Here is an 11,999-nt window from a genome sequence, read left to right on the forward strand (position 1 = left end):
TTTTAAAACAACTTATTTCTTAGACATATCAAAAAATCGGACTGACAGTCCGATTTTTTTGTTCTGTTTTTCCAAACAAAAATGCCCTCCACAACAGATAATGCTGTCGTGAAAGGCATTTATATTAACTTATAACAAGTTTAAATGTTACTTCACCCTCATAAGCAGGTGTATAGTTACTGTAACCGATTCCCTGAACGGATAATACTGAAAGCATTGACGTCAATCTGTCAGAACTCGTTGTGTAAAATTCACCGTCTTCATCGTATGAATATTGTCTTATAACGCTTAACGCCTCGTCTGCGTCCTTTGCGGAAATTACGATTGAACCGATAGGTTTATTTTCTTCTTGGGCTTCAATCGGATTGCCGTCTTTATCCAACTTATAGTATCTGCCGTATGCGATTTGGGCTCCGCCCGCAAGCGAATAATCATCTTCAACACTTGATTTTACTGTTCTTGAATTATTGATATTGTCAGCAGTTCCGTCATATACGGAACGATCGTCCGACTGAACATCAATACTTGCAATCGCTATTCCGTCATCTTGTGAATAAGCTTGAATATCGTTTGAATTATCAGCAACCTCAGCAGTTGTTTTCTGCGAAACCGCACCTTCGTCCGACTTTGCAGGTTCTGCAGAAACAGACGGTACCGCATTATTTTGTACCTTTGGACTTACAGACGGAGCAGATGTGGATTTACTGTTATTTGCAACCACACTGCTTTTTACCGAATTTGTACTCGTACTTGTTTGCGGCTTTGCCGTTGCAAACGATGATGTACTTTTCGCTGTTTTATTTTCGGGAATAGTGTTTTCAACCGTTTCTTCAAATACTGTCGGTTGATTTTCTTCCGCATTGTCTTGAGCAGCCACTGCTGCTGCTGTCGTACTTACGGCAGTATTTCCGTCACTGTCAGTCACGACTGTTTCCTCTTGAATAACACCGTCATCATTTCCGTTCATCTTATCGACGAACATATTGCTGTTAGCCGTTACAACAGCTACCAACGCAAAGCAAGCCGCTGCCGCAGTATACTGTTTCCAATTACGGCGAACATTACGCATTACACGTCTTGTTATTCGTGCTTTTTTCTTTTCCTCTTCATCTATGCGGACATTTAATTTCTCCATAAAATCCACAGGAACATTTATGTCAGGGAGAGATTTAGCCGTTGAAATAATTGAACGCATAAATTCAAGTTCACTTTTACAATTTGCACATTCCAATGCGTGTTTATCCATTTTCTGCTTTGTTTCGTCACTCAAATTTTCATAGTTGTCCAAGCATTCGTTAAATTTATCACAATTCATTTTTACTCCCCCTTTCTTTAAATTTTCATTAATTTCTTTTTACAATATATTAGACGTAAGAAATATCAAAAAAGTTCCCGTTTATTCATTAAATTTTTCTTTAATGCACTTCTCGCACGATTAATTCGCGACTTAACCGTTCCCGACGGTATTCCGAGTACCTCAGCTATGTAATCGTAACTCAATCCCTCAATATCGCATAGTGTTATTACAGTTCTGTATTCTTCTTTGAGTTCGCTTATCGCCTCTCGTACAGCTCTCTGACGTTCCGATATTTCCATATTTTCTTCCGGTGTAGGACTTTCGTCCCTAATATCCATATCTTTTTTTTCGTCAATCGCCTGATTGATACTTATTACACCCGAATGTTTCTGACGTTTTCTCAGAATATCAGAGCAAACATTCTTAGTTATCCTATAAAGCCACGTGGTAAAGGAAGATTGCTCCTTAAATGACTCTATACTTTTATACACCCTTACGAATACCTCCTGTGCCGCGTCATATGCATCCTCTTGATTTGAAAGCATTCCGTAAGCGATATTTATAACTAGCTGTTGGTAATTTGAAACTAATATATTAAAAGCTTCTCGGCTACCTTTTTTACACTTTTTAATCAAATCATTTTCGGTCAAAAATCCCTCACCACCTCTCATGGTTTATTTGCCCTACGTTTGATTTTAGAAATTCTTAATTCTGTTCATATATACATCGTAATATGCCTTTACGTCAGCCATACAGTCACCGCTGAATTTATCCAAAAACGCCTTTGCGATTTCAAATGCGATTACCGCCTCAACGACAACCGAACAAGCCGGTACAGCACACACATCGGAACGTTCGACAGTTGCCTTATGCTCCGATTTATCGTCAATATTGACTGTTCTAAGCGGATTATACAAAGTAGGTATCGGTTTCATTGCCGCCTTAACAATAATCGGCTCACCGTTTGACATACCGCCCTCAATACCGCCGGCATTGTTGGTAAGTCTGTGGAAGTCGTCCGAATATTCGATTTCATCATGTACCTTTGAACCCGGTATTTCGCTCACACCGAAGCCCATACCGATTTCAACGCCCTTGATAGCCTGTACACTCATAACACCGAAAGCAAGGTTTGCGTCAAGTTTTCTGTCGTAATGAACATAACTTCCCAATCCGGCAGGCACACCTTTTACGATAGTTTCCACTATTCCGCCTACGCTTTCACCTCTTGCCTTGATTTTGTCTATGTATTCCATAGCCTTTTGAGCGGCATTTTCATCGCCAAACCCAACAGGTGAATTTTGTACTTTTTCAAAGAAATCTGCCGCAGTAAAATCGGATGTATCTTCAACCTCGCCTATTCTCTTAACATGGCTTAAAAATTCTATTCCAAACGGTTTTAAAACCTGTCTTACGAGTGCGCCGACAGCCACTCTTGCTGCAGTTTCACGGGCACTTGCTCTTTCAAGCACGTTTCTCAAATCTCTGTGATTGTACTTCATACCTCCGGTAAGGTCAGCGTGTCCCGGTCTTGGGCATTCGACAGACTTTTCATTATTCGCCGTTTCAGTACCCATTATACTTTCCCAATTCGCCCAATCTCTGTTTTCGATTTTAATTGCGATAGGACTTCCGAGAGTCACTCCGCCTCTCACACCCGAAAGAATTTCGGCAGTATCTTTTTCAATCTTCATTCTTCCGCCTCTGCCATAGCCCTGCTGACGCTTTGCAAGCTGTTCGTTTATCTCATCAAGGCTTATCTCAACACCTGACGGCATACCTTCGATTATAACTGTAAGACACTTACCGTGTGTCTCTCCCGCCGTGAAATATCTAAGCATATTTTTATCTCCATTCGTAACTACAATTTGTATTTTTTTTATATATAAACTACAACATAATATATATAATCTATTTTATCACTTTTTCGTTACTTTTGCAAGTTTTAACGACAATTTTACAAAACTCGCTTTGTGTAATTGTAATAAAAAAGATATATTTAAAATAGGAATATTATGATATAATTTGAATATCACTAAAGTCACTGAGCTATTTCATACAGAAAGGAAAGGTAATTTTTATGAAAACTACAATCTGGGGAAATATTCTTCCTGCCGTAACAATCGACCTTGAACAAGGCGAAAGCATTTATACCGAATCGGGCGGTATGACATGGATGTCGGACAAAGTAAAAATGGACACCAATATGAAAGGCGGATTTATGAAAGGTCTTGGACGTATGTTCAGCGGTGAGTCATTGTTTATGGCTACATACACCGCCGAGGCACCGAACCAATCTATCACAATCGCCTCATCTTTTCCCGGAGAAATCAAAGAACTTCACATTTCTTCCGACAAAGAATTTATTTGTCAAAAATCAGCTTTTTTGTGTGCCGAGCAAAGTGTTGAACTTTCAACATATATAACAAGCGGCATAAAGAAAGGCTTGTTCGGCGGTGAAGGCTTTGTACTTCAAAAGCTTTCCGGAAACGGTACTGCTTTCATTGAGCTTGACGGTTCAGTTAAAGAAATCGACCTTGCTGCAGGCGAAAAACTTAAAGTCGATACAGGCAGTGTTGCGATTTTTGAATCAACCGTCAAATATGACGTTGAAACAGTAAAGGGCTTTAAAAATATGTTGTTCGGCGGTGAAGGACTGTTCCTTACAACTCTTACCGGTCCGGGTAAGGTATATTTACAAACAATGAATATGGCTGAATTTGCAAATAAAATTATCCCGTATCTTCCGACACCGTCATCAAAATAGCAAATAGAAATTATAACTAAAGAAGTGGCAAAAATATTTTGCCACTTCTTATTTTTTATCTGGTTAAATAATTATAAATCATAATTATACTTTCCGCTCTTGTCATTTCACGGTTTGGATTGAAATTACCGTTACCGTCACCGCTTAACACGCCCATAGCCGAAAGCAATGCGATATATCCCTTATTTTCCGTAACATCATTGAACGGTGTAACGTAAATATCATTATATTTTGCATAATTTTCAGCACCGATTGCACGAATCATATACACAGCAGCCACCTCACGAGTTACTTCCGCATCATCATCGCGTTCATCTTCTGAAATAATACTGTTTTGTGCTGAATTTCTGTACACCCAATTTGCCTGTTCTAAATTGTTTTTCAATACGATTATATCGTTACCGTTTATGCTCATCAAAAGTGCAAGAAAATCCTTTTGAGTAATCCTTTCGTCAGGTTTAAATTCGCCGCCCTCAAAACCTATTCCGTAATAAGCAAGCTCTTTGATATACTTTTCGGCATAGTGACCGTCTATATCCGAATATTCAAGTTTACTGCTTGCATCCTCCGTAATTTCTTTGTTTTGATAGTCAACAAACTTACCTGTAAACGGATTGATATTTTCTGTATCTATTGTGTATACAGGGATAATCTCTCTTGTGTTGTCAGTATAATTCTGCATATATACAATGCTGTAATCTTTTGCGTCAAATAAAATCTTTTCAGCGTCTTCCTTGCTCATTGCATTTTCGATTGACGGAAATTCGGTGTCGGTATAATTCATCCTGAAATCAGTAAGTACGCCGTTGTTTGTTGTCACGTTGGCATAGTCGCCTGTTACCTTAATACCGTTGACATATCTGATATACTGATGTGAATTTTCATCATATTTGTATTCTTTTGCCTTATCTCCTGCAAGTGTATTTAAAGCCGAATCATCATTATTTTTTACCTCACTGTCATCTTCTCCCCAACGTGAATAATACTTTATTTCACCTGTTTTAGCATCAACAGACGTATATATGTTGCACTTGTCATTTGACATTGATACAGCATATGTATATTCATCGTCATAATTTTTATATAAAGAAATGCTGTCTGTATTTATATTCTTAGGGATTGACAAAAGCTTGTTCGACTTTAATTTATTTTCCAAAGCGGTTCTTGAAATAAGTCCGTCTATATTGTCAAGCTCTTTTATTTCCTGTTCGGTAAGTCCGCCGTCTGCTGTTGCATCATTTGCACTTTCAGATTTGTTGCCGATGAAATATCTGTAATTTGTAACATCAACCGCATCACCCGTAAGTGCATTAATGTATTTGTCGTAGTCGTATTCCTGTGTGTATACAGGATAAGCTACCACGTTACCGTCCTCGTCAACATATGTACGATAAACCAACTCAAGTCCGAGTTTATCACTGTACGCTTTTTTTGCCTCATCAACGCTTATCGCATTATTGATTGACGGAAAATCCGCTTGTATATAGCCCAAATCAAAACCCATTACATATCCATCTGTACCGTCAATATTAACCGAGCCGTTTCCGTTCGTGAACAATACACCGTTTACATACGTTTTAATATAGAATGTATATCCGTTACCAAAAATACTGCCGTTGCTTCCATAAATTTTTATTTCATACGGAAAATCGGGATTAATTTGTTTTAAGAAGTTTTCCGCCGTCTTTTTTGCATCACTTTCGCTAATTTTCGGTAAATTCGGTGTGTTATTTTTATCATCAGATTTAAAACCGTGAATTGAATAGTTGGTTATAACTCCGTCTGCCGTACAAGTTATATTAACACTCTTGTTTCCGTCTTTTTCATTCCATGTAAAGTTATAAACTTTTTCGCCGTACTGTTCCTCTGTTCTGCTCGAAAATTCACTGCACTCACTCGGAATTTCAACTCTCTGTTTAACGCTTTCCAATATTTTCTGCATATTCTCTCTTGCAGATGTTTCTGTTTGCTGTGTGGCTAACGTTTCAGCGGCTAAAACTGCCGGTGATACTGCCGATACAGTAAGAGCCAACGCTGATGCTACCGCTAATAATTTTTTCATAATTTTTTCCTCCTTGTTAAATTTATCGGATTATTTTTCCTTTCATATATAATACTTTTCAGCACACCAAAAGGTTGCATTAAATTAAAAAAATTTTTATTTACACAAAAGGGTGTTGTTTTTAACACAACACCCTTTCAGACTGTCGACAAATTATCCGGAACGTGCAAGATATGATTTTTATATTTTAAAATTTACCGCTGGCACCGCCGCCGCCGAAACTTCCGCCGCCGCCGGAGAATCCGCCTCCTCCGCTGCTGCTTCCGCCGGAAAAACCACCGCCATAGTAACCGCCGCCGCTATGATAGCCGCCACGTCCGCCACGTCCGCCACGTCCTTTGATATTAGTGATAAATACCACAATCGCTAAAACTATGAAAAACACTACATATGTCATTATTTCAACCATAGTGTCATCATCATCTTCTTCATCGGGTGTCGGGTCTTCGAGTTCGCCGATTACCGAATCATAAATCTGCTTAATACCCTCGCTGTAATCACCTGCCGACAAAGAATCTGTTGCATTTCTGATAAATCGACCGCACTTACCGTCATTTAAAACGCCCTCAAGTCCGTAACCAACTTCGATACGAATATCACGGCTATCCATAACAAGGAGAATAAGAACTCCGTTATTCGCGTCTTTATCGCCAATCCCCCATTTTCTCGCCGTTTCAATCGAAAAGTCTTCAAGATCGTTTCCGTCTATACTTTCCATTGTCAAAACAACAACTTGCGGTCCGCCGTTAACATTGTACGCCTTACCTTTTTCAAATATATAATCCTCTGTTTCACTGTCAATAACATTCGCATAGTCATTTATAAAAAATCTATCCGTATGATTCGGTATATCAACCTTTGCAAACGCACAAATATTTATAAATAAAACAAACATTGCGGAAATTAATGCCGCGAAACGTATCTTCCCCCTACTCATATCAATCAAAACTTACAGAAGGAGCAGATTGTGCCGCACTGTCTGCCTCAAACTGTTGTTTCTTTTCAAAACCAAGCATATTTGCAAATATGTTTGTAGGGAATGAACGTATTTTTACGTTATATTTTTGAACGGCGTCATTATAATCCTTTCTTGCAACACCTATGCGATTTTCCGTACCTGCAAGTTCATCTTGAAGTGACAAGAAGTTTTCGTTTGACTTTAATTCCGGATATGATTCCGAAATTGCAATCAATCTGCTAAGTGCCGATGAAAGTTCTCATTTGCCTCTTGCCTCCTCAACTGTTCCCGCACCGGCAAGTTTTGCACGAGCGTCCGAAACCGCAGTGAACACTTCCGTTTCATGTGCCGCATATCCCTTTACAGTATTAACAAGGTTCGGTACAAGATCCATACGTCTTTGAAGTTGAACCTGTATATCGGCATATGCCGTGTTGGCCGATTCTTCTAAACTTATAAGTCCGTTGTAACTTCCTATAATGCTTACCGCTATAATTACGATTACCGCTATTATAACACCGATAATTACACCTTTTTTCTTCATATTTTCTCCTCTTTTCTATAGATAATCTGTATATATTATACACTTACATTTTAACCTATGTGTCTATAAATGTCAACAAAAAAAGCAGACAAAACCATAAAGATTTTGTCTGCTTTTAAATTCTTAATACACTGTAATTAAAATTACTTAGAAAGGTTAGCCTTTAACTTAGCAAGTTCGTCAGCCATTTCCTGTGGAAGTAAATCGCCGAACTGTGCAAAATATTCTTCGATATTTGCAACGTCTTCAAGCCATACCTGCTTATCGATTGTAAGAAGACCGTTAATATCAACATTTTCGTCTTCAAGACCTGTTAGGTCGATATCTTCAGGCTTTGGTAGGTAACCGATTTCGCTTTCAACAGCGTCAACCTTACCTGCACATCTGTTAAGAATCCAAAGAAGTACACGCATATTGTCACCGAAACCAGGCCACATGAAGTGTCCTTCGTCATCTTTTCTGAACCAGTTAACGTGGAAGATTTTTGGAGCTTTGTCGCCAAGCTTCTTACCCATTTCAAGCCAGTGACCCCAGTAAGTAGCCATATTGTAGCCTACGAACGGTTTCATAGCCATTGGGTCACGTCTAACAACACCTACTGCACCTGCAGCTGCTGCTGTTGTTTCTGATGCCATTGTAGCACCAACGAATGTACCGTGCTGCCAATCTCTTGATTGATATACAAGCGGAGCACACTTAGCACGTCTGCCACCGAATACAATAGCCTCTACAGGAACGCCCTGTGGGTTTTCGAATTCAGATGAGATACATGGGCAGTTGATAGCCGGAGCTGTAAATCTTGAGTTAGGATGAGCAAGATTGTTACCTGCTGCAGAGTATTCAGGACCGTTAACCTTTGAGCCCTTCCATTCTGTTGCATCAACAGGAGGATTCTTGTCAAGACCTTCCCACCAAACTGTATTGTCTGCATTGTTAAGAGCAACGTTTGTGAAGATTGTATTCTTCTTTGTTGATTCAAGAGCATTGAAGTTTGTCTTTACTGATGTACCAGGAGCAACACCGAAGAAACCTGCTTCAGGGTTGATAGCATATAGTCTGCCGTCAGGACCGATGTTTAGCCATGAAATATCATCGCCGACTGTCCATACTTTGTAACCTTGGTTCTTTAGGTATTCCGGTGGGATAAGCATTGCAAGATTTGTCTTACCGCAAGCTGATGGGAATGCAGCACAGATATACTTAACTTCGCCTTGAGGATTTTCAAGACCAAGAATTAGCATATGCTCAGCCATCCAACCTTGGTTCTTACCAAGATATGATGCAATTCTTAGAGCGAAGCACTTCTTACCAAGAAGAACGTTACCGCCGTAAGCTGAGTTGATTGACCAAATTGTGTTATCCTGTGGGAATTGAACAATATATCTGTCATCAGGATTTACGTCTTTCTTAGCGTGTAGACACTTGATGAATTCAGCGTTTTCGTCATTTCCAAGTTGATCAAGAACCTTTTGACCGATTCTTGTCATAATAGCCATATTAAGTACAACATAGATACTGTCTGAAAGCTCGATACCGATCTTTGAGAAAGGTGAACCTATAGGACCCATTGAATAAGGGATAACGTACATTGTTCTGCCCTTCATTGAACCTGCATATAGTTTCTTTAGCTTTGCATACATTTCGTCAGGAGCCATCCAGTTATTGATTGGACCTGCTTCTTCTTCTGTAGGAGTACAGATAAATGTTCTGTCTTCTACACGAGCTACGTCGTTTTCAGCTGTTCTGTGATAGTAACATCCAGGAAGCTTTTCTTGATTTAGTTTAATCATTTCACCTGTTTTAACAGCCTCTGCTCTTAGAGCCTCAAGCTGTTCTTCACTTCCGTCAATCCAAACAACATTGTCAGGTTGACACATAGCTTTCATTTCTTCAAGCCATGCAAGAACTGTCTTGTTTTCTGTCATGGTAAAAATCCTCCAATACATTTTTTAATTTTATACAGTGTTATTTTGTAACATTGTTTTCTATTTTATTGACAAGTGCATTATAACATATTTTTTGTTTTTTTTAAAGAATTTATAATGATTTTTTTATTTTTTTATCAGTTACTATCAGAAATACGTTATTTTTTCGTTAAAAATGTGACGTTTTGCACAAATAAATCATAACCTTTTTGAATTTGCAGAATACAACTTTCGTTTTTGTTCTTGAAAGGCAGTCTTTTAGGTGTTATAATAACAATATAACCGAGTCTGCCGACAAAATGTCGGCAGCTCCAAAAATCACATCATAGATGTAATTTTTGAGCGTTTTCAGAGAAAAAATCACAAAGTTCCTCCAAAGTCGAAACTTTGGATTTTAAGTCATTTCTGTCGCACAGGTCGCCAGAAATGATTTTCAGTGAGGTTACACCTCACACTCCAAAAAAAATGTAGACAAAACCACAGTGGTTTTGTCTGCAATATAGCTATTTGAAAGGCAGCTTTATTACTTATGAAAGAACAAATTTATACAATACCGGTAAATGAAGTTTACGATACAGACTGCGAATGTCCGCTTTGTGAACTTGAGAAAAAACTTGAAAAAGAAACGCTTGACTACACACTCGGTGCGGCAATGATGGAGCCTGAATTTCGTATGGAATCAAACGAAAAAGGATTTTGCAACCATCACTATTCAATGCTTTTCGGTATGTCAAACAAACTTGCACTGTCGCTTGTGCTTGACACACATTTAGAGGAAATACGCAAAAAATTTGATACGCTGAAAAAATCCGCGTCGGCTTTAAAAAATCAAAAAGGCGGTCTTTTTAAGAAAACAGGCTCGGCCGATTTTGCAAAAGCACTTTCCGAAAAACTTGACGGTATATCGGACTGCTGTGTTGTGTGTGATAAAATCAATCACACTATGGAAAGGTATGCCGATGTGCTTTTGTATATGTGGGCAAATGACGAAAAGTTTAAAGAAAAATTCAATAAATCAAAAGGTGTATGCTTAAAGCATATGAAATTGCTTGTTGATACAGTACCAAAATCATTAAAAGACTCACAAGCCGCCCAATTCCTTGCCTGCCTGTTTGAAAAGCAAGAAGCCGAACTTTCAAGAATACAGGAGGATATACATAAATTCACACTTAAATTCGACTATCGCAACAAAGATATGGAATGGGGTACCGCACAAGACGCACCAATCAGAACAATCGACAAAATTTCAGCTTTTATCAATAATGACTACGAAGAAAAATGACAAAAAGGCGGTTGACAAACTATCAACCGCCTTTTTTGTGTTATTTTGAGCTTTTTTCAATAGCCTCCCACAAACCGTTTAGATATGTCGCACCCAACGCTCTGTCATAAAGTCCGTAACCCGGCATAGCCACTTCGTCCCATATCATTCTTCCGTGGTCGGGGCGGATAGGACCGTCAAATCCGATTTCGTAAAGTGCTTTCATTATTTCGTACATATCAAACGAACCGTCGGATGACAAGTGTGCCGCTTCCTCAAAATCGGTCGGTGAATTAAATTTAAGATTTCTGACGTGCGCAAAATGTATTCTTCCCTTTAATGATCGAATCATATCCGGCAAATCGTTTTCAAGGTTTGTTCCGTATGAACCGGAACAGAAAGTAACGCCGTTATGCACATCGTCAACCATTTTCATCATACGAAGTATATTCTGCTTATTAATTATAATTCTCGGCAAACCGAAAACGCTCCAAGCAGGGTCGTCGGGGTGAATTGCCATTTTTATATCGTACTTATTGCATACAGGCATTATTCTTTCAAGAAAATATTTTAAATTTTCAAAAAGCTTTTCATCGTCAACATCCTTATACATTTCAAAAAGCTCTTTTACTTTTTCCATTCTCTCAGGTTCCCAACCGGGCATAACCGTACCGTTCATGTCCTTTGAAATAGATTCAAACATCTTCTCGGGAACGATTTTATCAATATCATCTTGATTGTATGCAAGCACGGTTGAACCGTCGGGACGTTTTCTTGCAAGCTCACTTCTTGTCCAGTCAAATACAGGCATAAAGTTATAGCACACAAGATGAATGTCCTCTTTTCCGAGATTTTCAAGCGTTTCAATATAATTGTCTATGTACTTATCTCTGTCCGATGTTCCGACTTTAATTGCGTCATGAACATTTACGCTTTCAATTCCGCTTACATGAAGTCCGCTTTTTTCGACTTCATCTTTCATTTCTTTAATTCTTTCTCTGCTCCATACTTCACCAGGTGCGGTATCGTAAAGCGTTGTTATAACGCCCGTAACGCCCGGTATTTGTCGTATTTGCTTTAACGTTACGGTATCAAATTTTGAACCGTACCAACGTAATGTCATTTCCATTTTTATCTCTCCTGTTAAAATTCCTTATAAAAATCGTCTTTCATTTCCGATATTAC

At 38.7% G+C, this 11,999-nt stretch carries 9 protein-coding genes and 1 pseudogene; 2 read left to right on the forward strand and 8 right to left on the reverse strand.

The annotated features are described in order from the left end of the window. Positions 1–124 precede the first annotated feature (124 nt). From ACLTU0_RS07735 to aroC, 3 genes are all read right to left on the reverse strand, one after another. Positions 125–1,315, reverse strand: coding sequence for a hypothetical protein (locus tag ACLTU0_RS07735; protein WP_412321924.1), 1,191 nt, complete (start codon positions 1,313–1,315; stop codon positions 125–127). A 65-nt stretch (positions 1,316–1,380) separates the two neighbouring features. Beyond that, complete coding sequence (locus ACLTU0_RS07740) at positions 1,381–1,968, reverse strand: RNA polymerase sigma factor (RefSeq protein ID WP_412321926.1); 588 nt, start codon at positions 1,966–1,968, stop codon at positions 1,381–1,383. A gap of 24 nt (positions 1,969–1,992) precedes the next feature. Then, positions 1,993–3,138, reverse strand: coding sequence for a chorismate synthase (gene aroC, locus ACLTU0_RS07745; protein ID WP_118445872.1), 1,146 nt, complete (start codon positions 3,136–3,138; stop codon positions 1,993–1,995). 239 nt (positions 3,139–3,377) lie between these two features. On the opposite strand from aroC, the gene ACLTU0_RS07750 reads away from it, so the two are divergent. Continuing rightward, a complete protein-coding gene (locus tag ACLTU0_RS07750) occupies positions 3,378–4,064 on the forward strand; it encodes a TIGR00266 family protein (RefSeq protein ID WP_117964993.1) in 687 nt (228 codons plus the stop codon). Between the two features lie 55 nt (positions 4,065–4,119). Here ACLTU0_RS07750 and ACLTU0_RS07755 read toward each other — a convergent pair whose 3' ends face one another. The 4 genes and pseudogenes from ACLTU0_RS07755 to ACLTU0_RS07770 form a co-directional block, all read right to left on the reverse strand. Then, positions 4,120–6,126: an S-layer homology domain-containing protein gene (locus tag ACLTU0_RS07755; RefSeq protein WP_412321929.1), complete on the reverse strand. Its 2,007-nt coding sequence runs from the start codon at positions 6,124–6,126 to the stop codon at positions 4,120–4,122. Between the two features lie 187 nt (positions 6,127–6,313). Next, positions 6,314–7,063: a TPM domain-containing protein gene (locus tag ACLTU0_RS07760; RefSeq protein WP_412321930.1), complete on the reverse strand. Its 750-nt coding sequence runs from the start codon at positions 7,061–7,063 to the stop codon at positions 6,314–6,316. A 1-nt stretch (position 7,064) separates the two neighbouring features. After that, a pseudogene (locus ACLTU0_RS07765) lies at positions 7,065–7,628 on the reverse strand (LemA family protein). A gap of 143 nt (positions 7,629–7,771) precedes the next feature. After that, entirely contained in the window at positions 7,772–9,553 is a 1,782-nt protein-coding gene (locus ACLTU0_RS07770) for a phosphoenolpyruvate carboxykinase (GTP) (protein ID WP_412274332.1), read from the reverse strand. Positions 9,554–10,082: 529 nt separating this feature from the next. On the opposite strand from ACLTU0_RS07770, the gene ACLTU0_RS07775 reads away from it, so the two are divergent. After that, positions 10,083–10,835: a DUF6062 family protein gene (locus ACLTU0_RS07775; RefSeq protein WP_412274334.1), complete on the forward strand. Its 753-nt coding sequence runs from the start codon at positions 10,083–10,085 to the stop codon at positions 10,833–10,835. Between the two features lie 40 nt (positions 10,836–10,875). On the opposite strand, the gene uxuA is transcribed toward ACLTU0_RS07775, so the two are convergent. Then, complete coding sequence (uxuA, locus tag ACLTU0_RS07780; RefSeq protein ID WP_412274335.1) at positions 10,876–11,943, reverse strand: mannonate dehydratase; 1,068 nt, start codon at positions 11,941–11,943, stop codon at positions 10,876–10,878. Positions 11,944–11,999 lie beyond the last annotated feature (56 nt).

Source organism: Hominilimicola sp., assembly GCF_046972485.1.
GTDB lineage: Bacteria > Bacillota > Clostridia > UBA1381 > UBA1381 > Hominilimicola > Hominilimicola fabiformis.